The following is a 21,815-nucleotide window of genomic DNA, read 5'->3' as shown; positions in this document are numbered from 1 at the left end:
CCGGCGCCCCCACAAGGAGCAAGCAGTGAGCAAGTCCGACACGAGTCAGAAGAAGATCCAGGCCATCCGTGGCATGAACGACCTGCTGCCCGAGCAGTCCCCGCTCTGGCAGTACTTCGAGGGCCAGGTGCGCGCGCTGATGGGCCGCTACGGCTACGACGAGATCCGCACCCCGGTCGTCGAGCAGACCGCGCTGTTCAAGCGCTCCATCGGCGAGGTCACCGACATCGTCGAGAAGGAGATGTACACCTTCGACGACCGCAACGGCGACAGCCTGACGCTGCGCCCCGAAGGCACGGCGAGCTGCGTGCGCGCCGCCATGGAGCACGGCCTGCTGCACAACCAGACCCAGCGACTGTGGTACCAGGGGCCGATGTTCCGCCACGAGCGCCCCCAGAAGGGCCGCTATCGCCAGTTCCACCAGATCGGCGTGGAGACCTTCGGCCTCGAGGGCCCGGACATCGACGCCGAGGTCATCCTGCTCTCGGCGCGGCTGTGGCAGCAGCTCGGCCTCGACAAGCACGTGACCCTGGAGCTCAACTCGCTGGGCTCCTCCGCGGCCCGCGCCGCCTATCGTGACCTGCTGGTGGCCTACTTCGAGCAGCATGCCGAGGCGCTGGACGAGGACTCCCAGCGTCGCCTGGGAAGCAACCCGATGCGCATCCTCGATTCCAAGAACCCGGCGATGGCCGAGGTGATCGAGGGCGCACCCAAGCTGATGGATCACCTGGACGAAGAGTCCCGTGAGCATTTCGAGCGGCTCTGCGCGATGCTCGACGCCGCCGGCATCGCCTACGTGATCAACCCGCGGCTGGTGCGCGGCCTGGACTACTACGGCCGCACCGTCTTCGAGTGGACCACCACCGCGCTCGGCAGCCAGGGCACGGTCTGCGCCGGCGGCCGCTACGACGGCCTGGTCGAGCAGCTCGGCGGCAAGCCGACCCCGGCGGTGGGCTTCGCCATGGGCATCGAGCGGCTGATCCTGCTGCTCGAGACCCTCGAGCTCGTGCCCGACGAGGCCCGCGGCGCGCTGGACGTCTACCTGCTGCCCATGGATGAGGCGGCCACCGGCCCGGCCCTGCTGCTCGGTGAGCGCCTGCGCGAGGCGCTGCCCCAGCTGCGCGCCCAGCTGCACTGCGGCGGCGGCAGCTTCAAGAGCCGCATGAAGAAGGCCGACAAGAGCGGCGCCCGCCTGGCCCTGCTGCTCGGCGAGGACGAACTGGCGGACGGCAGCGTGACCCTGAAGTTCCTGCGCGAGGAGCGCGAACAGCAGCGCCTGCCCCGGGCCGAGCTCGCCGACACCCTGACATCCCTGCTGGACGGCGAGCCCCTCGCCTGACGGACACCCGCATCAAAGGAGACCGCCCGTGGCGGAGCTGAGAACCGAGGAAGAACAGCTTGAGGCGATCAAGCGCTGGTGGAAGGAGAACGGCACCTCGCTGATCGCCGGCGCCGCCATCGCGGCGGCCGGCGTGTTCGGCTGGAACGCCTGGCAGGACTACCAGGCCGGCCAGGGCGAGGCCGCCTCGCTGCGCTACCAGCAGCTGGTCGACCTCACCGGCCGCGACGAACTGGGCGAAGACGCCCGCCGTCGCGCCGAGGAGCTGGTGAGCGAGATCACCGACGAGCACGGCACGACCCTCTATGCCGACCTGGCCCGGCTGCTCGACGCCCGCCTGGCCGTCGAGGTCGATGACCGGGCGCGCGCCCGCGCCGCCCTCGAAGCGGTGATCGAGGACAGCGAGCGCGACTATCTCGAGGGCCTGGCCCGCCTGCGCCTGGCCCGCCTGCAACTCGTCGAGGGCGAGGCCGAGACCGCCCTGACCACCCTGGAGGGCGTGCCCGAGGCCCTCGCGGCCCAGCGCGCCGAGGTGGTCGGCGATGCGCAGCATGCCCTGGGGCGCGTCGATCAGGCGCGCCAGGCCTGGCAGGAGGCCCTCTCCCTCGCCGAGCAGCACAATCAACCGCTCTACGGCGTCCAGCTCAAGCTGGATGACCTCGGCACCGAGGAGGCCATCCTATGAGACCGACCCTGCTGATCGCCGCCGGCGCGGCCCTGGCCGTGCTGACCGGCTGCGCCAGCGGCCCCGAGCCCCAGTACGCCCCGCGCGAGCTCACCGACATCACGGCCACCACCGAGATGGACACCCTGTGGAGCGAACGCGTCGGCAAGGGGCTCGGCGATGCCGGCTATCCCGTGGCGCCCGCCCAGGACGGCAATACCCTGTTCGCCGCCGACGGCCGCGGACTGATCGAGGCCCTGGACGCCGACACGGGCGAGACCCGCTGGGAAGTCGAGCTCGACACCCCGGTCTCCAGCGGCCTGACCGCCGTGGCCGACAGCCTCTTCCTGGCCACCCGCAACGGCGAGGTGCTCTCCCTCGACCAGCGTGACGGCAGCGTCCAGTGGCGCGCGCGGGTCACCAGCGAGGTGCTCGCCGCGCCCCAGGCCAGCCAGCAGCTCGTGGTCGTGCAGGCCGTCGACGGGCGCGTCACCGCGCTGGATCGCGTCAGCGGCGATGAGCGCTGGGTCTTCAGCGGCCCGCGCCCCTCGCTGAGCCTGCGCGGCACCGGCACGCCCACGGTGATCGACCCGGTGACCTTCGCCGGCTTCGCCAACGGCCGCCTGGTGACCCTGGATAACCGCAGCGGCCAGCCGCTGTGGGAGCGGCGCATCGCCACGCCCCAGGGGCGCAGCGAGATCGACCGCCTGGTCGACCTGGCCGGCCAGCCGGTCCTGACCCAGGACGGCCGCCTCTTCGTCACCAGCTACAACGGCCGCCTGGTCGCGCTGGAAGCGCCCTCCGGCGAGGTGCTGTGGTCGCGGGAGCTCTCCAGCTACCTGACCCCGATCCTGGTGGGCGACTTCCTGTTCGTGATCGACGAGGCCAGCCACGTGATCGCCGTGGATGCCGGTACCGGCAACGAGATCTGGCGCAACGAGGCCCTCGAGGGCCGCTCGCTCACCGCGCCGGCCTTCGCCACCGACCACCTGGTGGTGGGCGACGCCGACGGCTACCTGCACCTGCTCGATCCCCGCGCGGGCGAGATCGTCGGCCGCACCCGCGTCGACGGCTCGGGCCTCAGCGTGCGCCCGCTCACCGATCGTCGTCGCGTCTACGCGCTGGCCGACGACGGCACCCTGGAAGCCCTGGAGCTTCGCCCATGACCCCGGTGATCGCACTGGTCGGCCGTCCCAACGTCGGCAAATCGACCCTCTTCAACCGCCTGACCCGCTCGCGGGACGCCCTGGTGGCCGACTTCCCGGGCCTGACCCGCGACCGCAAGTACGGCAACGGCATGCTCGGCGACAAGGCCTACACGGTGATCGACACCGGCGGCATCAGCGGCGACGAGGAGGGCATCGATGCGGCCATGGCCGAGCAGTCGCTGGCCGCCATCGACGAGGCCGACATCGTGCTGTTCCTGGTCGACGCCCGCGCCGGCCTGAACGTCGCCGACGAGGCCATCGCCAACCACCTGCGGGTCAACCAGAAGAAGACCTGGCTGGTGGTCAACAAGGTCGACGGCCTGGAAGAGCACAGCGCCATGGCCGACTTCTGGCAGCTCGGGCTCGGCGACCCGCACGCCATCGCCGCCGCCCACGGTCGCAACGTCACCACGCTGATCGAGGAGGTGCTCTCGCCCTTCCCGGCCCGCGACGAGAGCATCCCCGCGGACACCGGCACCAAGGGCATCCGCATCGGCGTCATCGGCCGCCCCAACGTCGGCAAGTCGACCCTGGTCAATCGCCTGCTCGGCGAGGAGCGGGTGGTGGTCTTCGATGAGGCCGGCACCACCCGCGACGCCATCGAGATCCCCTTCGAGCGCCGCGGCAAGCCCTACGTGCTGGTGGATACCGCCGGGGTGCGGCGGCGAAAGAACGTCCGTGAGGTGGCCGAGAAGTTCTCGATCATCAAGACCCTGGAGGCGATCAAGGAGTGCCATGTCGCCATCATGGTGCTCGATGCGCGCACGGGCCTGGTCGAACAGGACCTGCACCTGCTCGACTACGTGCTGACCAGCGGCCGTGCCCTGGTGCTCGCGGTCAACAAGTGGGACGGCCTGGAGAGCGAGGCCAAGGAGAAGATGCGCGCCGAGATCAAGCGCCGCCTGGGCTTCGCCGACTACGCCGAGATGCACTTCATCTCGGCCCTGCACGGCACCGGAGTGGGCGACCTCTACCCCTCCATCGAGCGCGCCTTCGACTCGGCCAACAGCCACTGGTCGACCAACCGCCTGACCTCGATCCTGCGGGACGCGGTGGAGCAGCACCAGCCGCCCATGGTCCATGGTCGGCGCATCAAGCTGCGCATGGCCCACCAGGGCGGCAGCAACCCGCCGATCATCGTGGTCCACGGCAACCAGACGAGCTCGCTGCCCGAGGCCTACAAGCGCTACCTGACCAACACCTTCCGCAAGGTGCTCAAGGTGCGCGGCACGCCGATGCGCTTCGAGTTCCGCTCCGGCGACAACCCCTATGACACCATGTCGGGGGCCAGCGACCGGGAGAAGGCCAAGAAGCGCGAGCTGGGCCGCACCAAGGAGGCGCGCAAGAGCCGCCGCTGAGTCCTGGCGCCGTTCTCCGACCCCACCACCGCCCGGTCCGTCATCGCTGACGGGCCGGGCGGTGTCGGTTGGGGCCGACAGGTGTGCTTCCGAGACGCGCAGAGAGGGGCGCCGATGCCTTGACGCGACGCGCCGCTGGCCCTGAAATACGCCTCCGCGCTGCACCGCAGCACCGCTCTTCCGGAGGATCCCCCCGATGCGTTTTCGCCACCTCACGCGCCGCTGGCGCCTGCTCGCTCCGCTCTGCCTGGCCGCCCTGCTCGGCGGCTGCCTGGCGCTCCCCCAGACCGGCCTCTTCGCCTTCCGCCTGGCGGTGACCTCGCTGGGCGTGGAGGAGGTGCGCATCGGCCCCCTCGCCGTGGATGCGCGCCTCGACACCAGCGACCTGACCTCGCTGATCGCCTCCGGCCTCGGCGCCGGCAGCCTGCCGGTACAGGCGACCCTGGCCATGGGCCTCGGCCTGCCGGTCGGCATGCCGCCGGTGGCGATGTCCGGCTTCCGCTGGTCCCTGGACATGCCCGGCGTGGAGCCAGTGAGCGGCGACTACGAGGAGGAGGTCACCCTCACCTCGGGCAAGGATGCCAAGCTGCGCCTGCCGGTGGCCTTCGACCTGCTGGGCGGCGACCGCGAGGGCCTGGCGCCGATGGTGGAGCTGGCCCAACAGCTGGCACGCCAGGGCGAGCTGCCCGCCGGCAGCGAGCTGGCCATCACTCCGGGGGATCTGAGCGGGCTCGGCATGACCCTGCCCGCCGGGCTGCTCACCCCCACCGTGCGACTGGGCGTGGGCGAGGACGGCAGTCTGATTCCCCAGGGCTAGGGCTGGCAACGGGCCAACTTGGTGATGCCTCCGTCGATGCTTGACGGTGCTGCACCGTCGACAGGCCCCGGGGTGCCGGACCAGATCGGGGGCGCTGTGAATCCCTCCCTTGGCGCTACCGATGCCCTGCGTCGCTCTAGCGTCCTGCTCCGCTTGCAGGGCCGGTGCTGGCCATCCCTGGCCAGCCCGTTCGGAGAGATCCTCCTCACCCCTGGCATAGGCCCCCTCCAGACCTGTCCCCGTCGCCTCGACACTTGCCAGCCACCGCGAGCGCTACGCCCCATGCAGGCGGCGCCGGCCCACCCACTGGGTGGCGAACTGCCAGGCGCCCCGGCCGCTGCGCCCGCCGCGCAGGGTGGCGAAGCGGATCGCCTCGGCCCGCGCGTCGGCGTTCCAGTCCTCGCGCTCGCCCAGCTGGGTGACCCAGTGGCAGCAAGCCTCCAGGTAGACGTCCTGATTGAAGGGGTGAAAGCCCAGCCACAGGCCGAAGCGATCCGCGAGCGAGATCTTCTCCTCGACGGCGTCGCCATGGTGCAGCTCGTCGCCCACCAGGCGCGAGGCGTCGTTGTCGCCCATCGACTCCGGCAGCAGGTGGCGACGGTTGGAGGTGGCGTAGAGCAGCACGTTGGGCGGCGGCCCGGTCAGGGCCCCGTCGAGCACGCTCTTGAGCGCCTTGTAGGCATCGTCGTGGCCCTCGAAGGAGAGGTCGTCGCAGTAGACCACGAAGCGCTGGGGCTGGTGGCGCAGCAGCTCCACCAGCGTCGGCAGCGCCGCGAGGTCGTGGCGGTCGACCTGCACCAGGCGCAGCCCCTCGGCGGAAAGCCCGTTGAGCAGGGCGCGGATCAGCGACGACTTGCCGCTGCCCCGCGAGCCCCACAGCAGGGCGTGGTTGGCCGGCAGCCCCTGCAGGAAGGCGCGGGTGTTGTCGACCAGCGCGAGCTTCTGGCGCTCGATGCCGAGCAGGTCGTCGAGCCCCAGGGCGTCCCGCGGCGGCACCGGCAGCAGCCGCCCGCCCAGCGCATGGCGCTGCCAGAGGGCGGCGACGTCGCGTGTCCAGTCGACCTCCTGCGGCGGCGGTGGCAGCCAGGGCTCGAGGTGGTCGAGCAGCGTGAGCAGGCGACGCGAAAGCTCGGCGTCCATGGCGGTTCCTCCCTCTGTGCAAGGCACGGTGTGTAGCGTTCCCGGTTGACCTGACCGGTGGTCGGGGTATCTTGTGGCGAACCTCGACGCCCCGTCCAGCGTCATAGTGACCTGGACATCACTGGAGCCCACCATGCGCTGGATTCATTGCCTCGCCATCGGCGCCCTGAGCCTGGGCCTGGCCGCCTGCACCACTTCGCCCACCGGTCGCTCCCAGCTCACCCTGCTCTCCGACGAGCAGCTCGACCAGATGGGGGCCCAGGCCTTCGCCCAGTACCAGCAGGAGCTGCCGATGGTCGGCGGTGCACCGCTGCGCTACGTGCAGTGCGTCACCGACGCCGTGATCCGCGCCCTGCCGGAGCGCGAGCGCGCACAGAACTGGCAGGTCAAGGTCTTCGAGTCCGAGCAGGCCAACGCCTTCGCGCTGCCCGGCGGCTACGTGGGCATCAACACCGGCCTGCTCGATGTGGCCCGCAACCAGGACCAGCTCGCCTCCGTCATCGGCCACGAGATCGCCCATGTGCTGGCACGCCACGCCAACGAGCGCGCCTCCACCGAGACCGCCACCCAGCTGGGGCTGTCGGTGATCTCGTCTGCCTCGGGCCTGCAGGGCGCCGGCGGTGAGACCATGATGGCGGCGCTCGGCATGGGCGCCCAGTACGGCATCCTGCTGCCCTTCTCGCGGCGTCACGAGAGCGAGGCCGACACCCTGGGTCTGACCCTGATGGCCGAGGCCGGCTTCGACCCGCGCGCCAGCGTCGCGCTATGGAACAACATGAGCCAGGCCGGGGGCGCCAGCCCGCCGGCCTGGCTCTCCACCCACCCGAGCCACGGCCAGCGCATCGGCGGCCTGGAGGCGGGCATGGGCGAGGCCATGGCGCGCTATGAGCAGGCCCGCCGGACCGGCCGCACCCCTAACTGCCCACGCCCCTGAAGGAACGCGCGACTCGTATGCTGAAGATCGGACTGCTGCTGCTGATACTGCCCATCCTGGTACTGATGGGCGTCTATTTCATCGAACTGGGGGACGTGCGGGACTGCCTGCTGCTCCAGGAAGGGCACTGGGACTATCGCGCCGGCGTCTGCCGGGACACCGCTCAGCCCTTCGTGCCCTGGGTCGACCGCCACCCCTGGCTGGTCAACGGCGGCATGCTGCTCTCGGTGGCCGGCCTGGCGATGTGCATGGTGGGGCTGTACGTCAAGAAACGCTGAGGGCTCTTCAAAAAAGCCGCTGAGGGCTCTACGTGAAGCGCCGCTGAGCCGAGCCCAGCAGTATCGTAGATAGCCCGGATCGCTCGAGTCTGATCCGGCCAGCGGCAGGCCGACGAGGAGGCGCTGTGAACCCCTCCCTGGGCGCTACCGACGCCATCCATGGCGTAGGACCTCCTCTATGGCCTGCCCCAGGCACTCCTCACTATCGGCAACCACAACCCCAGGGCTAGGCCAGAAACTCACAGCGCGCGGCGCAGCGCCTCGCGAACCGGCGCGGTATCTGGACGCTTGCCACGCCACTGGAAGAACGACTCGGCGGCCTGTTCCACCAGCATGCCCAGGCCGTCGAGGGGGCGGGCGCCGCGCTCGGCCGCCCAGCGCAGGAACACCGTGGGCGCGGCACCGTACATCATGTCGTGGGCCGTCGCCCCGGGGGCGAAGAGGGCGTCGGGCAGCGGCGGCAGGTCACCGGCGAGGCTCGCGCTGGTGCCGTTGATCACCAGATCGAAGGGCCCCTCCACCGCCTCGAAGCCGCCGCCGTGTATCCTGCCCAGGTCGCCGAAGTCGTTGGCCAGGGCCGCGGCCTTGGCCGCGGTGCGATTGGCGATCCGCACGCTCGCGGGCGCCTCGGCCAGCAGCGGCTCCAGCACCCCGCGTACCGCGCCGCCGGCGCCCAGCACCAGGATCCGCGCCCCGGCGAGACGCACCCCGTGACGCTTGAGATCACGCACCAGGCCGACGCCGTCGGTGGTGTCGCCATAGGTCAGCCCGTTGCCGCCGAGGATCAGGGTGTTCACCGCCCCGGCGCGGCGGGCGCGCTCGCTCAGGGTGTCGCAGAGGGCAAACGCCGCCTCCTTGAAGGGCACGGTGACGTTGGCCCCGCGCCCGCCCTCGGCCACGAAGGCGCGCCAGGCGCCGGCGAAGTCGTCGAGCGGCGCCTCGATGGCGGTGTACTCGAGGCGCTCGCCGGTCTGCTCGGCGAAAGCCGAGTGGATGGCCGGCGACTTCGAGTGGCCGATCGGGTGGCCAAACACGCAGTAGCGATCGATCATGCCTCGTCCTCCTCGGCCGCCTCGCCCAGCCAGTCGCGGGGGTGTAGGTAATCGTCGAGCGCCGCCTCGGGGCTGCCCGGCTCGGGCTGCCAGTCGTAGATCCAGCGCGCCAGGGGCGGCATCGACATCAGGATCGACTCGGTGCGACCGCCGCTCTGCAGGCCGAACAGCGTGCCGCGGTCCCACACCAGGTTGAACTCCACGTAGCGGCCGCGACGATAGAGCTGGAAGTCCCGCTCGCGCTCGCCGAAAGGCGTGTCGCGGCGGCAACGCACGATCGGCAGGTAGGCGTCGAGGAAGCTGTCGCCGACGGCGCGCTGGAAGGCGAAACTCGCCTCGAAGCCCTCCTCGTTGAGGTCGTCGAAGAAGAGCCCGCCGACCCCGCGGGTCTCGTCGCGATGCTTGAGGGTGAAGTAGTCGTCGCACCACGCCTTGTAGCGCGGATAGGCCGCCTCGCCGAAGGGCGCGCAGGCGTCGCGGGCCACCCGATGCCAGTGCACCACGTCCTCGAGCACCGGGTAGTAGGGGGTCAGGTCGTAGCCGCCGCCGAACCACCACACCGGCGCCTCACCCTCCTTCTCGGCGATGAAGAAGCGCACGTTGCCGTGGCTGGTCGGCACGTGGGGATTCTCCGGGTGCAGCACCCAGGAGACCCCCACGGCGTGGAAGCTGCGCCCGACGAGTTCGGGACGCGCCGCGGTGGCCGAGGGCGGCAGGCGCGCGCCGAACACATGGGAGAAGTTGACGCCGCCCTTCTCGAAGAGCCGGCCCTGCTCGATCACCCGGGAGCGGCCGCCGCCGCCCTCCTCGCGCTGCCAGCTATCCTCGCGAAAGGCGCCGCCGTCCTCGGCGGCCAGGGCCGTGCAGAGGCGATCCTGCAGGTCGAGCAGGTAGGTCTTGACGTCATCGAGATGGGCGTGGGCCACCGGTGCCTCCAGGGAAAATCGGGGTGATTCAGGAACGCAGGACCCGGCCGGTCGCCAGGTCGCGGATGGTGCTGGGACGCTCGAGCCCGCCGAGCGCGCCCTCGAGGACGGCATCGAGCTCGTCGCCGAAGACGCGACGGATCTCGTCGGCGCTCATCGCCGGCGGCTCGCCGGCCCGGTTGGCCGAGGTCGAGACCACCGGGCCGCCGACGGCCTCGCACAGGGCGATGACCAGCGGGTGATCGCTGACGCGCAGCGCCACCCTCTCGTGGTCGCCGCGCACCAGGGCATGGGCGCGGCCGTTGTCGGGCACCAGCCAGGTCGTGGGCCCCGGCCAGCTCGCCTCCAGCGGCGCGCGCTGCGCTGCCGTGAGGCCCTCGAGCCAGGGTGCGAACTGCGCGATGCTCGCGGCCACCAGGATCACGCCCTTGGCCGGGTCGCGCGCCTTGAGGCGCAACAGGCGCGCAAGCGCCGCCTCGTCGTCGGGGTCGCAGCCGAGGCCCCAGACGGCCTCGGTGGGATAGGCGATCACGCCGCCGGCCCGCAGGGCGGCGACGGCATCGGCAAGCGCGCTGGCCTCGTTCATGGGTCTCCTCGCCTCGACTGGCGATGCCGCGAGGCGGCATCCGGGGAGGCGTATGCTATCACGCTCCCGGGCGGGTCGGCAGGCGCACCCAGCCGCCGGCGGCCTGGGTCGCGGCGCCCTCGAGCTCGAGTTCCAGCAGGCCGCGCTGGCAGTCGGCGACGCCGCGGCCGGTCAGCGACACCAGGGCATCCACCGGGGTGGGCGTGTCGCTTAGCCAGCGCAGCAGCGAATCCTCGCGGGCCTCGATCGGGTCGGGCGCCGCGGCGGGGTCGACGGCGCTCTCCATGGCATTCCCCACAGTCCCCTCCATGGCATTCCCCACCGCGCTCGATACGGCCCACTGGCTCAGCTCGGCGAGGATGTCGTCGACCTGGCGCACCAGCACGGCGCCGTCGCGAATCAGCTGCAGGCAGCCCCGCGCCATGGGGTTGTGGATGGAGCCGGGCAGGGCGAAGACCTCGCGGTTCTGCTCGAGGGCCAGGCGGGCGCTGACCAGCGAGCCGCTCTTCTCGGCGGCCTCGACCACCAGCACCCCCAGTGACAGGCCGGTGACGATGCGGTTGCGCCGCGGGAAGAAGCCGGCCCGTGCCAGGGTGCCGGGGGGATGTTCGGAGAGCAGCAGCCCGCCCGTCTCCTGCAGCCGCCGGTGCAGGCGGTGATGGCGCGGCGGGTAGACCACGTCCACGCCGCAGCCGAGCACCGCGATGCTGGTGCCGCCGGCCTCCAGGGCGGCCTGCTGGGCGGCGGCGTCGATGCCCAGCGCCATGCCGCTGACCACGCACCAGTCGCGCCCGGCGAGCTCCCTGGCGAAGCCGGCGGCGTTGGTGAGGCCCTCGCGGGTGGAACGACGGGAGCCGACCATGGCCAGGCGCGGCGGCCCGAGCGCGGCGAGATCGCCCAGCGCCCAGAGCACCGGCGGCGGGTCGGCGATCTGCTCGAGCAGCCTCGGCCAGTGGGGATGGCCCGGATGGAGCAGGTGCCGGGCGGGCCCGGCGGCGAGCCAGGCCTCCTCGGCGTCGAGTTCGGCGGTGAGGGGGCTGCGCGCGGGATGATCGAGCCACAGCCGCAGGGCCGTGGCGGCCTCCCGGGGCAGCGCGGCCAGAAAGCCCGCCGGCCAGTCGGGGCGCGCCGCCAGCAACTCGCCGAGCCGCCGCGACCCGACGCCGGGCAGCCGTGCCAGGGCGCGCCACTCGCGCGACTGCATCTCGTGAGCCTGCATGGCGCTTCAGGGCTGCACTGGTGGCCGCGTCGCCCCTAGCGCAGCGCCGTGTCCAGCCGGCGCTGGGGGCTATGGATGCGATCGCCCACCGAGAGCGTGCGGTTGGCCTCCATCACCAGGCCATAGCTCATCTTCTCGTAGGGCCGGAAGACCATCACCAGGCCGGCATCCTCGCCGGGCAGGCGCAGCGGCTCGCCGGTGCGCGGATCGTCGACCAGTTCGCCGCGCTGCTCGACCATCAGCACGTGCCCCGTCTCCAGGCCGTCGCGGCGGCCGCGATCCAGCGCCACCACCTGCAGCGGCCCGATGAAGCGAACGCCGCCCGGCACTGCCAGGATGCGGCCGTCGATCTCGCGGTCGGGCGCCCGGGGCAGGAACTCGGTCACCAGGCGACGATCCTCGAGGGGCAGCGCGATGTCGTCGTCGCGGACCTCCTGGCGGGAGGCGGTCACCTCCATCACCACGATGTCGTCCTCCTGGCGCAGCCGGCGCGCCTCGCCGACGCTCTCGAGTTCGAGGCCGAGCGACTCGCCGGTGGCGCTGTCGACGTACTGCTCGCCGACCCGGTAGAGGCCGACGCGACCGCCGCCCTCGACCCGCCCACGGGCGTAGAGGCGATCGCCGCGGCCGCTGACCAGCCGGCCGTCGTCCCCGGCGACCACGTAGGCCAGCTCGTCCAGCGCCTCGGGGTCCTCGATCACGCGATGATCGCGCAGGAAGTGGCGCACGGCATCCAGCGGGATCGGCTCGATGGCCTCGCGGTGCGACGAGGTGCGCACCTTCGGCGACAGCCGTACCACGCCCTGGCCGCGCTCCAGGCCGAGACAGGGTCGGCCGTTGCAGTCATAGAGGTAGACGACATCGCCGGGGTAGATCAGGTGGGGGTTCTTGATCTGCGGGTTGACCTGCCAGACCTCTGGCCACTGCCAGGGGTGCTGCAGGAAGCGACCGGAGATGTCCCACAGGGTGTCGCCCTTCACTACGGTATAGCGATCCGGGGCATCCCCCCTCAGGCCATCGTCCCAGGAGAGCCCCTGCGCCTGGACCAGGGGAAGACCAAGCATCCCGCCCATCAGCACGGCTCCGAGCCCCACTTTCAGGCGCCGACACCAGCGCTCTGCGCATCCTGTCTGTTTCATCCCTGCTCTCCCCCGGGTTGCTGGCCCCACGCCTGCCGCCCATGGAACAATGGCGACGTGGTATAGTCAGATGCTATCGATATGATGCACGTTCGACGGTGTCGCCGTAGATCGCGCCCTTCTAGAATAGTGTCATCTTGTAAATGACAGCATAACGGTGATTCCAACGCCATGGCCAAATTACCCATCCTCGAATTTCCCGACGAGCGGCTTCGCACCATCGCCACGCCGGTCGAGGCGGTCGACGACGAGGTGCGCCGCCTGGTCGACGACATGCTCGAGACCATGTACGACGCCAGCGGCATCGGACTCGCCGCGACTCAGGTGGACGTCCACCGCCGGGTCATCGTCATGGACGTCAGCGACGACCGCTCAAGCCCGCTGGTGCTCATCAACCCGAGCTACACGCCCATCGGCGACGAGCGTGACCCAATGCAGGAGGGGTGCCTGTCGATCCCCGAGTACTACGCCGAGGTTCCGCGTGCCCTGAAGGTGCACCTCGAGGCCCTGGATCGCGACGGCAAGCCCTATGAGCTCGAGGCCGAGGGGCTGCTCGCCCACTGCATCCAGCACGAGTTCGATCACCTGGAGGGCGTGCTGTTCGTCGACTACCTCTCCCCGCTCAAGCGGGATCGGGTGATGAAGAAGATGCAGAAGCGCCACAAGCAGCTGCAGCCCGCCTGATACCCGGTTGCACTCGGCGCCGCCCAGCGGCTCCCCGAAGGCCGGCGTTTTCACGTCGGCCTTCGTCGTTTCCGGTCGCCTCCGTTATCATGAGGGCCATCGCCCACTGGCAAGGCCCTCAACATGTCCCGACCCCTGCGCGTCATCTTCGCCGGCACCCCCGACTTCGCCGCCGAGAGCCTGTCGGCGCTGCTGGCGAGCCAACATGACGTCATCGCCGTCTACACCCAGCCGGACCGTCCGGCGGGCCGCGGCCGCAAGCTGACCCCGAGCCCCGTCAAGGCACTGGCGCTGCAGCATGACCTGCCGGTCCATCAGCCCGCGACCCTCAAGGCCCCCGAGGCGCAGGCCGAACTCGCGGCCCTCGAAGCCGACATCATGGTGGTGGTGGCCTACGGCCTCATCCTGCCCCAGGCCGTGCTCGACATCCCCCCGCGGGGCTGTCTCAACGTGCATGCCTCGCTGCTGCCCCGCTGGCGCGGGGCAGCACCCATCCAGCGGGCCATCGAGGCCGGCGATGACGCGAGCGGCGTGACCATCATGCAGATGGACGCGGGCCTGGACACCGGCGACATGCTGCTGATCAAGCAAACGCCGATCACCGCCACCACCACCGGCGGCGAGCTTCACGACACCCTGGCGAGCCTGGGCGGCGAGGCCCTGGTCGAGGCCCTGGAGGCACTGGCCGGCGAGGGACTTACCCCCATGCCCCAGCCCGCGGAGGGCGTCACCTACGCCGCCAAGCTCTCCAAGGCCGAGGCGGAACTCGACTTTCGCCGTCCGGCCGACGAGCTGGCCGCCCGCATCCGCGCCTTCAATCCCTGGCCGGTGGCCTGGTGCGCGCTGGGCAGTGACCGCCTGCGCCTGCTGATGGCCCACGGCGAGCCTGCGGCGCCGGACGAGGCAGCGAGTCGCCCCGGCACCCTGCTCTCGCCCTCGACCGAGGCCCTGCGCATCGCCTGCGGCGAGGCCGGCGACCAGGTGCTGGCGGTGAGCCGCGCCCAGCTGCCCGGCGGCAAGGGCATGGCCGTGCGCGAGCTGCTCAAGGCGCGCGCCGAGCGATTCACCCCCGGCACCCGCCTGGGACACCACGACGAGGAGAGCCCGGCATGAGCCAGACGCCCCACGCCCCCCGCACCAAGACGGGCGACAGCGGCCTGGCCGTCCGCGCCGCCGCCGCCCGCGCCCTCGCCCCGGTGATCACCGGCAAGGGCTCGCTCACCGGCCTCGACGACCACCAGGTGGTCGCCCGGGACCGCTCCCTGTTCAAGGCGCTCTGCTACGGCACCTGCCGCACCCTGCCACGGCTCGAGGCGCTGGCCAACACGCTGCTGGCCAAGCCGTTCAAGGCGCGCGACGCCGATGTTCAGGCGCTGCTGCTGCTCGGCATCTATCAGCAGCTCTACCTGCGCATCCCGGCCCATGCCGCCGTGGGCGAGACCGCCGGCGCCGCGCGCCTGCTCGGCAAGGAGTGGGCCACCCGGGTGCTGAACGGCTGCCTGCGCCGCCTGCAGCGCGAGAGCGCCGAGCTCCAGGCCGAGGTGGACCGCGACCCGGCCGTGGCCCTGCTGCACCCCAAGTGGTGGCTCAAGACCCTGCGCCAGGCCTGGCCGGACGACTGGCAGGCCATCTGCGAGGCCAACAACCTGGCCGGCCCCATGACGCTGCGCGTCAACCGTCGCCACGGCGATCGTGAGATGTACCTGGACCGTCTCGACGGCGCCGGCATCCAGGCGCGCCTCTGCCTGCATGCCCCGGATGGCCTGACGCTGGAGACGCCGCGCGACGTCGAGACGCTCCCCGGCTTCGCCGAGGGCCACGTCAGCGTCCAGGATGAGGCGGCCCAGCTGGCCGCCGTGCTGCTCGGCCCATCGCTCGCCCCGCGCCCCGGCGCCCGCGTGCTGGACGCCTGCTGCGCTCCGGGCGGCAAGACCGCCCACCTGCTGGAGCTCTACGACCTCGACCTGCAGGCCATCGACTGCGACGACGTGCGCCTGGCCCGGGTCGAGGACACCCTGTCACGGCTGGGGCTCGAAGCGACCCTGGCCGCCGGCGATGCCACCGCGCGCGACTGGTGGGACGGCACGCCCTTCGACGCCATCCTGCTCGACGCGCCCTGCTCCGGCAGCGGCGTGATCCGCCGCCACCCGGACATCAAGCGGCTGCGTCGCCCGTCGGACATCACCAAGCTGGCCGAGCTGCAGGCCCGCCTGCTCGACAACCTCTGGCCGCTGCTGGCCCCGGGCGGCACCCTGCTCTACGCCACCTGCTCGGTGCTGCCCGCCGAGAACGCCGAGCAGATCGACGCCTTCCTGGCGCGCACTCCCGATGCCGAGGTCACCATGCCGGCCGACCTGGGCTGGGGCCGCGCCTCGGGCGTCGGCCGTCAGCTGCTGCCCGAGCCCGACAGCCATGACGGTTTCTTCTATGCCAGACTGGGGAAGCGTCCCGCCTGACCGGCGGGGCATCCGATACGCCAGACAGGAGGCCGCATGAGCCATCACATCTACAAGCATATCGAGCTGACGGGATCCTCGGAGAAGGACATCGAAAGCGCCGTCCAGAATGCCCTGACCAAGGCCTCGGAGAGCCTGCACGGCATGCGCTGGTTCGAGGTCACGGAGACCCGTGGCCACATCGAGCACGCGCGGGTTGCCCACTGGCAGGTCACCATCAAGGTCGGCTTCACCCTGGACTGAAGCAGGGCGCGACCTGTTCTTCTGCCGACGGCTGATTTAGGCTTGCCTCGGTATGCTGCGGCGCACACGGTGCGCCGCTCTCGATCCCCCGGGTCTGACCAGAGCGGATAGCACATCGATGAAGATCATCATTCTGGGCGCCGGCCAGGTCGGCGGCACCCTGGCCGAACACCTGGCCCGGGAAGAGAACGACATCACGGTGGTGGACACCGACGGCGAACGCCTGCGCGAGCTGCACACCCGACTCGATATCCGCACGGTGTCCGGCGCCGGCTCCTACCCGATGGTGCTGCGCCAGGCCGGCGGCGAGGACGCCGACATGCTGATCGCGGTGACCAACTCCGACGAAGTCAACATGATCGCCTGCCAGGTGGCGCACACGCTGTTTCGCACCCCCACCAAGATCGCCCGGGTACGCGCCACCGCCTACCTCACCCGCAAGGGGCTGTTCGCCCACGACGCGGTGCCGATCGACGTGCTGATCAGTCCCGAGCAGGTGGTCACCGACCATATCCGCCGCCTGATTGAGCACCCCGGCGCACTGCAGGTGCTGGAGTTCGCCAGCGGCCTGGTGCAGCTGGTGGCGGTCAAGGCCTTCTACGGCGGCCCGCTGGTCGGCCAGGAGCTCGGCTTCCTGCGCCGCCACATGCCCAGCGTGGATACCCGGGTGGCTGCCATCTACCGCCGCAACCGACCGATCATCCCCCGCGGCGATACCGTGATCGAGGCCGACGACGAGGTCTTCTTCATCGCCGCCCGCCGCGACATCCGCGCGGTGATGAGCGAGCTGCGCCGCCTCGACCGCGACTTCCGCCGGGTGATGATCGCCGGCGGCGGTAACATCGGCGAGCGCCTCGCCGAACACCTGGAGCACAGCCACCAGGTCAAGATCATCGAGCACAACCTCGACCGCTGCACCCAGCTCTCCGAGCGCCTGGACCGCACCGTGGTGCTGCACGGCAGCGCCACCGCCAAGCGGCTGCTCGAGGAGGAGAACATCGAGGACTGCGACATCTTCTGCGCCCTGACCAACGACGACGAGGTGAACATCATGTCGTCGATGCTGGCCAAGCGCATGGGCGCCAAGAAGGTGCTGACGCTGATCAACAACGCCGCCTACGTGGACCTGGTGCAGGGCGGCGAGATCGACATCGCCATCTCCCCCCAGCAGGCCACCATCGGCAGCCTGCTGACCCACGTGCGCCGCGGCGACATCGTCAACGTCCACTCGCTGCGCCGCGGCGCCGCCGAAGCCATCGAGGCCATCGCCCACGGCGACACCCAGTCGTCGAAGGTGGTGGGCCGCGCCATCGGCGAGATCGACCTGCCCCAGGGCACCACCATCGGTGCGGTGGTGCGCGGCAAGGAGGTGCTGATCGCCCACGACGACGTGGTGGTGGCCTCCGGCGACCACGTCATCCTGTTCGTGATCGACAAGCGCCGGCTGCGCGACGTCGAGCGGCTCTTCCAGGTCGGACTGACGTTCTTCTGATGGCCTGTCCCGTACCCCCTGGCGACCCGAGGAGAGCCGCCCGATGAGCCTGCGCATGATCCTGCGCATCCTGGGCCTGCTGCTGATGATGTTCAGCCTGACCATGGTGCCGCCCATCCTGATCTCGCTGCTGTACCAGGACGGCATGTGGGAGGCCTTCGCGGTGGCCATCGGCATCACCGTGGCCACCGGGGCGGTGATGTACCTGCCCAACCGCCATGCCCTCAAGGAGCTGCGCACCCGCGACGGCTTCTTGATCGCGGCGCTCTTCTGGAGCGTGCTGGGGCTGTTCGGCTCGCTGCCGCTGATGCTCACCGGCGACACGGCCCTGTCACCCACCGACGCGGTGTTCGAGTCCTTCTCGGGGCTGACCACCACCGGCGCCACGGTGATCACCGGCATCGAGTTCCTGCCCAAGGCGGTGCTCTACTACCGCCAGCAGCTGCAGTGGCTGGGCGGCATGGGGATCGTGGTACTGGCCGTGGCCATCCTGCCGACCCTGGGGGTCGGCGGCATGGCGCTCTATCGCTCCGAGATCCCGGGGCCGCTCAAGGACTCCAAGCTCACGCCGCGCATCACCGAAACCGCCAAGGCGCTGTGGTACATCTACGCCTCCCTGACCATCGCCTGCATGCTCGCCTACATGGCCGCCGGCATGGACTGGTTCGACGCCCTGGGGCACAGCTTCTCCACCGTGGCGATCGGCGGCTTCTCGACCTACGACGCCAGCATCGGCTACTTCGACAGTGCCGCCATCGAGATGATCTGCACCGGTTTCCTGCTGATCTCGGCGTTCAGCTACAGCCTGCACTTCCTGGCCTGGCGCCAGCGCAGCCTGACCCACTACTTCCAGGATCCCGAGGCGCGCTTCCTGATGCTCTTCCTGAGTGGCCTGACGGTGATCACCGCGATCTCGCTGTGGCTGACCGACGTCTACTCGACCGCCCAGGGGCTTCGCCATGCGGTGTTCGAGGTGGTCTCGGTAGCCACCACCGCCGGCTTCGCGGTGGCGGACTTCTCCACCTGGCCCGGCGCCCTGCCCTTCCTGCTGTTCGTCGCGGCCTTCGTCGGCGGCTGCTCCGGCTCCACCGGCGGGGGCATGAAGGTGATCCGCATCATCCTGATCCTCAAGCAGGGCATGCGCGAGGTGATGCGCCTGATCCACCCCAATGCGGTGATCACGGTGAAGATCGGCAAGGTCAGCGTGCCGGACGGCATCGCCCAGGCGGTGTGGGGCTTCTTCTCCGCCTACGTGATGCTGTTCTTCCTGATGCTGGTGGGGGTGATGGCCACCGGCGTCGATCAGGTCACCGCCTGGTCGACGGTGGGCTCGGCGCTCAACAACCTCGGCCCGGCGCTCGGTGAGGCCAGCGCCCACTACGGCGACCTGCCGATGCTGGCCAAGTGGATCCTGGTGGTGGCGATGCTGCTCGGCCGCCTGGAGATCTTCACCGTGCTGGTGCTGTTCACCCCGGCCTTCTGGCGAAAGTAGCAACCCTCATGCAAGCGTCGCGGCGGGTTTGGCCTGCCCCGGCGCTTCGTGGATAATCGTTCCTTCACTCCCACAGCCCGAGCGTCCATGACCGACTCCCAGGACTCCGTGATCACTCCCCCGCAGGACGAGACCACCAGCGGCCCGCGCCGGGAGCTCGTGGTGGGCGAGACCCGCTACACCCTGCTGGGCACCGCCCATGTCTCCGCCGAGAGCGCCGCGGACGTGCGTGCGCTGATCCGCTCCGGCGAGTTCGATGCCGTGGCTATCGAGCTGTGCGACTCGCGCCACCACAGCCTGATGAATCCCGATGCCCTGGGCGAGCAGGACCTGTTCCAGATCTTCCGTCAGGGCAAGGCCGGCATGGTCGCCGCCAGCCTGGCACTGGGCGCCTTCCAGCAGCGCGTCGCCGAGCAGTCGGGGATCGAGCCGGGCGCCGAGATGCGCGCCGCCCTCGAGGAGAGCCGCGACGCCGACCTGCCGCTGCTGCTGATCGATCGCGACGTGGGCATCACCCTCAAGCGCATCTATCACAACGTGCCCTGGTGGCAGCGCTTCTCACTGTTCTCGGGGCTGCTCGGCAGCGTGCTGTCGCGCCAGCAGGTCTCCGCCGAGGAGATCGAACGGCTCAAGGAGGGCGACGTCCTGGAGTCCACTTTCAGCGAGTTCGCCGCCGAATCGGCCTCGCTCTACGACCCGCTGATCAGCGAGCGCGACCGCTACATGGTGCTGCGCCTGGCGGAAGACGCCGCCCCCGGACGCTACCGAAGCGTGCTGGTGGTGATCGGTGCCGGCCACATGAAGGGCATGGCCGAACAGCTGGAGCAGCCGCTGCCAGAGGCGCCGCACCCGGAGCGCGAGGCCCTGGAGGCCACGCCGCCGCCGTCGAAGGTCTGGAAGGCGCTGCCCTGGGCGATCACCGCGCTGGTGCTGACCGGCTTCGCCATCGGCTTCTCGCGCAACACCGAGCTCGGTTGGCAGCTGGTGGTGGAGTGGTTCCTGATCAACGGCGTGCTCTCCGGCGCCGCCACCCTGGTCGCCCTGGCGCATCCGCTCACGGTCGCGGCGACCTTCGTCGCCGCCCCGCTCACCTCGCTCAACCCCACCATCGGCGCCGGCTTCGTGGCCGCCGGCGTCGAGCTGTGGCTGCGCAAGCCCAAGGTGCGGGACTTCTCGACCCTGCGACACGACGTCACCGAGCTCAAGGGCTGGTGGCGCAACCGAGTCTCGCGCACCCTGCTGGTGTTCCTCACCGCCACCCTCGGCTCCGCCGCCGGCACCTGGATCGCCGGCTTTCGTATCGCCGGCAAGCTGTTCGGCGGCTGATCCCGCACCGCCCCTCCTCCCGCCCCGAGCCCCTCGTCGTCGCCTCTGTCGCTCCAAGTGCGAGCGGCGGCGGGCCCGTGGAAAGGCGCGGCGGCGGGCCCGTGGAAAGGCGCGGCGGCGGGCCCGCGAGCGAGCGAGGCCACGCCGGCATGAGAAAAAGCAGAAATCGCCCCCCAGCTCCCTGACCTATGTTCAAGGCAGCGGCCACGAAGCCCCACGGCCTCGTGGTCGCCTTGAGCGAGGCATCCTCCCGGGTGCCTGAGAATCGATTCATGGGGGGCGAGACGATGAAGACGACCGTGCTATTCCTGACGCTGGGCGGCCTGCTGCTGGGCGCCGCCTCCGCGGCAGCGGACATGCATGCCGACATGCAGCAGCTGGCCGAGGAGAAGCAGTGCCTGAGCTGCCACGCCCGGGACGACGACACCCCGCGGGCGCCGAGCTTCAACAGCATCGCCGCCAAATACGCGGGCAGCGAGATGCACGACTACCTGGTCGAGGTCGTGCTGAGCGGCGGCGAGGACCACTGGGGCTCGGCGACCATGCCGGAGCCCGGGGAGCGCCCCGAGGTGAGCGAGGCGGAGGCCAAGCAGCTGGTCGACTGGATCCTCGGCAAGGCCAAGGAGTGAGGTCGGCCCGGCGAGCGGGACTCGCCTAGCGGCCGGCCCGCTCCAGCAGCCGCCGCATCGCCGGCGTGGGCGCCTTGAGCTTGTGGTGGCGCCGGCTGGCAGCGTAGCTGTCGTTGAAGGCGTCGAAGGTGTCGTCAAGCACCTCGGCGGCCTCGCGGTCGCCTGACTGGCGAAGCAGCTCGATAGCTACCTCGGCGGTGCAGAGGTGGGCCGCCGAGGCCGGCTTGCGCAGCCGATAGCGGGTCAGCCGCTCGGTGGCCAGCGGCAGTACCGGCAGCCGCTCGAGGTAGGGGCTCTTGCGGAATATGCGTCGCGCCTGACGCCAGGTGCCGTCGAGGATGATGAAGACCGGTACCCGCCCCGACCGCTTGCCGGCCGCGACGCGTTCCATGCCCACCACGCGATCGGCATAGTCGGGCTGGTCGTCGGGGAAGATCACGAAGGGATCGAAGCGCTCGTCATCGAGCAGCGCCAGCAGCCGCGCGTCCGGCGCCGTGCGATACCAGGTGAAGACCTCGGTATCGCTCAATACATCGCCGATCAGCCGGCCGGTATTGGTCGGCTTATGGTGCTCCAGCGGATGGGTCAGCAGCCACACCTTCGCCTCGCTCTCGGCGCTGACCCGATAGGGACACAGGCAGTTGAGCGCCGGCAGGTTGCAGCCCTCGCAGCGCGTCACGAAGCTGCCGCGCGCCTTGAACTCGCGCCGCGGCGGCCGCGGATGACCGGTGGCGGGGTCACCGGAGAGACCGGCTTCGGGGTCGCTAGAGAACTCGGTGGCGGAGTCGCGCTCGATGACGGTGTCCTGAAGGGTGTCGTCCTGCATGCTGGCA

At 70.6% G+C, this 21,815-nt stretch carries 22 protein-coding genes; 15 read left to right on the top strand and 7 right to left on the bottom strand.

All coding sequences use genetic code 11. The features are described 5' to 3' along the window. The first annotated feature begins 25 nt into the window (after positions 1-25). From hisS to ABE957_RS07350, 5 genes are all read left to right on the top strand, one after another. Complete coding sequence (gene hisS / locus ABE957_RS07370) at positions 26-1,339, top strand: histidine--tRNA ligase (RefSeq protein WP_349758024.1); 1,314 nt, start codon at positions 26-28, stop codon at positions 1,337-1,339. Positions 1,340-1,367: 28 nt separating this feature from the next. Continuing rightward, entirely contained in the window at positions 1,368-2,024 is a 657-nt protein-coding gene (locus tag ABE957_RS07365; protein ID WP_349758023.1) for a YfgM family protein, read from the top strand. Continuing rightward, on the top strand, positions 2,021-3,169 hold the full coding sequence (gene bamB, locus ABE957_RS07360) for an outer membrane protein assembly factor BamB (protein ID WP_349758022.1): 1,149 nt from the start codon (positions 2,021-2,023) through the stop codon (positions 3,167-3,169). The genes ABE957_RS07365 and bamB overlap by 4 nt, the downstream gene beginning before the upstream one ends. Next, complete coding sequence (gene der / locus ABE957_RS07355; RefSeq protein WP_349758021.1) at positions 3,166-4,569, top strand: ribosome biogenesis GTPase Der; 1,404 nt, start codon at positions 3,166-3,168, stop codon at positions 4,567-4,569. Before bamB ends, der begins: the two co-directional genes overlap by 4 nt. Before the next feature lie 196 nt (positions 4,570-4,765). After that, on the top strand, positions 4,766-5,386 hold the full coding sequence (locus tag ABE957_RS07350) for a hypothetical protein (protein ID WP_349758020.1): 621 nt from the start codon (positions 4,766-4,768) through the stop codon (positions 5,384-5,386). 273 nt (positions 5,387-5,659) lie between these two features. Here the strand turns inward: ABE957_RS07350 and ABE957_RS07345 are convergent, their stop codons facing one another. Then, positions 5,660-6,526 (bottom strand): ATP-binding protein, encoded by an 867-nt coding sequence (locus ABE957_RS07345; RefSeq protein WP_349758019.1) that lies wholly within the window; start codon positions 6,524-6,526, stop codon positions 5,660-5,662. A 133-nt stretch (positions 6,527-6,659) separates the two neighbouring features. On the opposite strand from ABE957_RS07345, the gene ABE957_RS07340 reads away from it, so the two are divergent. Next, positions 6,660-7,460 carry a M48 family metallopeptidase gene (locus ABE957_RS07340; protein ID WP_349758018.1) on the top strand — a complete coding sequence of 267 codons (801 nt, stop codon included), beginning with the start codon at positions 6,660-6,662 and terminating at the stop codon, positions 7,458-7,460. A 17-nt stretch (positions 7,461-7,477) separates the two neighbouring features. Next, on the top strand, positions 7,478-7,738 hold the full coding sequence (locus ABE957_RS07335; RefSeq protein WP_349758017.1) for a hypothetical protein: 261 nt from the start codon (positions 7,478-7,480) through the stop codon (positions 7,736-7,738). 239 nt (positions 7,739-7,977) lie between these two features. On the opposite strand, the gene aroE is transcribed toward ABE957_RS07335, so the two are convergent. From aroE to ABE957_RS07310, 5 genes are read right to left on the bottom strand one after another with little or no spacing between them, the layout of a single operon-like run. Further along, complete coding sequence (aroE, locus tag ABE957_RS07330; RefSeq protein WP_349758016.1) at positions 7,978-8,790, bottom strand: shikimate dehydrogenase; 813 nt, start codon at positions 8,788-8,790, stop codon at positions 7,978-7,980. Then, a complete protein-coding gene (gene hemF / locus ABE957_RS07325) occupies positions 8,787-9,716 on the bottom strand; it encodes an oxygen-dependent coproporphyrinogen oxidase (protein ID WP_349758015.1) in 930 nt (309 codons plus the stop codon). The genes aroE and hemF overlap by 4 nt, the downstream gene beginning before the upstream one ends. Positions 9,717-9,744: 28 nt before the next feature. Further along, positions 9,745-10,302 carry an L-threonylcarbamoyladenylate synthase type 1 TsaC gene (gene tsaC / locus ABE957_RS07320; protein WP_349758014.1) on the bottom strand — a complete coding sequence of 186 codons (558 nt, stop codon included), beginning with the start codon at positions 10,300-10,302 and terminating at the stop codon, positions 9,745-9,747. A 58-nt stretch (positions 10,303-10,360) separates the two neighbouring features. Next, complete coding sequence (gene dprA, locus ABE957_RS07315; RefSeq protein ID WP_432765407.1) at positions 10,361-11,521, bottom strand: DNA-processing protein DprA; 1,161 nt, start codon at positions 11,519-11,521, stop codon at positions 10,361-10,363. Between the two features lie 35 nt (positions 11,522-11,556). Then, the gene (locus ABE957_RS07310; RefSeq protein WP_349758013.1) at positions 11,557-12,660 is read right to left on the bottom strand and encodes a LysM peptidoglycan-binding domain-containing protein; all 1,104 of its coding nucleotides are present in this window, start codon (positions 12,658-12,660) and stop codon (positions 11,557-11,559) included. 171 nt (positions 12,661-12,831) lie between these two features. On the opposite strand from ABE957_RS07310, the gene def reads away from it, so the two are divergent. The 8 genes from def to ABE957_RS07270 all read left to right on the top strand — a co-directional run bounded on the left by def (position 12,832) and on the right by ABE957_RS07270 (position 20,982). Continuing rightward, positions 12,832-13,344: a peptide deformylase gene (gene def, locus ABE957_RS07305; protein ID WP_349758012.1), complete on the top strand. Its 513-nt coding sequence runs from the start codon at positions 12,832-12,834 to the stop codon at positions 13,342-13,344. Positions 13,345-13,467: 123 nt separating this feature from the next. Next, a complete protein-coding gene (fmt, locus tag ABE957_RS07300; RefSeq protein ID WP_349758011.1) occupies positions 13,468-14,457 on the top strand; it encodes a methionyl-tRNA formyltransferase in 990 nt (329 codons plus the stop codon). After that, entirely contained in the window at positions 14,454-15,800 is a 1,347-nt protein-coding gene (rsmB, locus tag ABE957_RS07295; RefSeq protein ID WP_349758010.1) for a 16S rRNA (cytosine(967)-C(5))-methyltransferase RsmB, read from the top strand. The genes fmt and rsmB overlap by 4 nt, the downstream gene beginning before the upstream one ends. Positions 15,801-15,836: 36 nt before the next feature. After that, positions 15,837-16,043 carry a dodecin gene (locus tag ABE957_RS07290; RefSeq protein ID WP_349758009.1) on the top strand — a complete coding sequence of 69 codons (207 nt, stop codon included), beginning with the start codon at positions 15,837-15,839 and terminating at the stop codon, positions 16,041-16,043. A gap of 118 nt (positions 16,044-16,161) precedes the next feature. Next, positions 16,162-17,535: a Trk system potassium transporter TrkA gene (gene trkA / locus ABE957_RS07285; RefSeq protein ID WP_349758008.1), complete on the top strand. Its 1,374-nt coding sequence runs from the start codon at positions 16,162-16,164 to the stop codon at positions 17,533-17,535. 43 nt (positions 17,536-17,578) lie between these two features. Continuing rightward, positions 17,579-19,027: a TrkH family potassium uptake protein gene (locus ABE957_RS07280; protein ID WP_349758007.1), complete on the top strand. Its 1,449-nt coding sequence runs from the start codon at positions 17,579-17,581 to the stop codon at positions 19,025-19,027. 87 nt (positions 19,028-19,114) lie between these two features. Continuing rightward, positions 19,115-20,353 (top strand): TraB/GumN family protein, encoded by a 1,239-nt coding sequence (locus ABE957_RS07275; RefSeq protein ID WP_349758006.1) that lies wholly within the window; start codon positions 19,115-19,117, stop codon positions 20,351-20,353. 287 nt (positions 20,354-20,640) lie between these two features. Continuing rightward, complete coding sequence (locus tag ABE957_RS07270) at positions 20,641-20,982, top strand: c-type cytochrome (RefSeq protein ID WP_349758005.1); 342 nt, start codon at positions 20,641-20,643, stop codon at positions 20,980-20,982. A 25-nt stretch (positions 20,983-21,007) separates the two neighbouring features. Here ABE957_RS07270 and ABE957_RS07265 read toward each other — a convergent pair whose 3' ends face one another. Further along, complete coding sequence (locus tag ABE957_RS07265; RefSeq protein ID WP_349758004.1) at positions 21,008-21,808, bottom strand: tRNA-uridine aminocarboxypropyltransferase; 801 nt, start codon at positions 21,806-21,808, stop codon at positions 21,008-21,010. Between the last annotated feature and the right edge of the window lie 7 nt (positions 21,809-21,815).

Source organism: Halomonas pelophila, assembly GCF_040196315.1.
GTDB lineage: Bacteria > Pseudomonadota > Gammaproteobacteria > Pseudomonadales > Halomonadaceae > Halomonas > Halomonas pelophila.
This window is presented reverse-complemented; position numbering and strand designations above follow the sequence as displayed.

What these genes read in the sequence shown, in the direction of transcription:
- bamB (WP_349758022.1), top strand. Translation starts at nt 2,021, where the DNA reads ATGAGACCGACCCTGCTGATCGCCGCCGGCGCGGCCCTGGCCGTGCTG.
- der (WP_349758021.1), top strand. Translation starts at nt 3,166, where the DNA reads ATGACCCCGGTGATCGCACTGGTCGGCCGTCCCAACGTCGGCAAATCG.
- ABE957_RS07350 (WP_349758020.1), top strand. Translation starts at nt 4,766, where the DNA reads ATGCGTTTTCGCCACCTCACGCGCCGCTGGCGCCTGCTCGCTCCGCTC.
- ABE957_RS07345 (WP_349758019.1), bottom strand. Translation starts at nt 6,526, where the DNA reads ATGGACGCCGAGCTTTCGCGTCGCCTGCTCACGCTGCTCGACCACCTC.
- ABE957_RS07340 (WP_349758018.1), top strand. Translation starts at nt 6,660, where the DNA reads ATGCGCTGGATTCATTGCCTCGCCATCGGCGCCCTGAGCCTGGGCCTG.
- ABE957_RS07335 (WP_349758017.1), top strand. Translation starts at nt 7,478, where the DNA reads ATGCTGAAGATCGGACTGCTGCTGCTGATACTGCCCATCCTGGTACTG.
- aroE (WP_349758016.1), bottom strand. Translation starts at nt 8,790, where the DNA reads ATGATCGATCGCTACTGCGTGTTTGGCCACCCGATCGGCCACTCGAAG.
- tsaC (WP_349758014.1), bottom strand. Translation starts at nt 10,302, where the DNA reads ATGAACGAGGCCAGCGCGCTTGCCGATGCCGTCGCCGCCCTGCGGGCC.
- dprA (WP_432765407.1), bottom strand. Translation starts at nt 11,521, where the DNA reads ATGCAGGCTCACGAGATGCAGTCGCGCGAGTGGCGCGCCCTGGCACGG.
- ABE957_RS07310 (WP_349758013.1), bottom strand. Translation starts at nt 12,660, where the DNA reads ATGAAACAGACAGGATGCGCAGAGCGCTGGTGTCGGCGCCTGAAAGTG.
- def (WP_349758012.1), top strand. Translation starts at nt 12,832, where the DNA reads ATGGCCAAATTACCCATCCTCGAATTTCCCGACGAGCGGCTTCGCACC.
- fmt (WP_349758011.1), top strand. Translation starts at nt 13,468, where the DNA reads ATGTCCCGACCCCTGCGCGTCATCTTCGCCGGCACCCCCGACTTCGCC.
- rsmB (WP_349758010.1), top strand. Translation starts at nt 14,454, where the DNA reads ATGAGCCAGACGCCCCACGCCCCCCGCACCAAGACGGGCGACAGCGGC.
- ABE957_RS07290 (WP_349758009.1), top strand. Translation starts at nt 15,837, where the DNA reads ATGAGCCATCACATCTACAAGCATATCGAGCTGACGGGATCCTCGGAG.
- trkA (WP_349758008.1), top strand. Translation starts at nt 16,162, where the DNA reads ATGAAGATCATCATTCTGGGCGCCGGCCAGGTCGGCGGCACCCTGGCC.
- ABE957_RS07280 (WP_349758007.1), top strand. Translation starts at nt 17,579, where the DNA reads ATGAGCCTGCGCATGATCCTGCGCATCCTGGGCCTGCTGCTGATGATG.
- ABE957_RS07275 (WP_349758006.1), top strand. Translation starts at nt 19,115, where the DNA reads ATGACCGACTCCCAGGACTCCGTGATCACTCCCCCGCAGGACGAGACC.
- ABE957_RS07270 (WP_349758005.1), top strand. Translation starts at nt 20,641, where the DNA reads ATGAAGACGACCGTGCTATTCCTGACGCTGGGCGGCCTGCTGCTGGGC.
- ABE957_RS07265 (WP_349758004.1), bottom strand. Translation starts at nt 21,808, where the DNA reads ATGCAGGACGACACCCTTCAGGACACCGTCATCGAGCGCGACTCCGCC.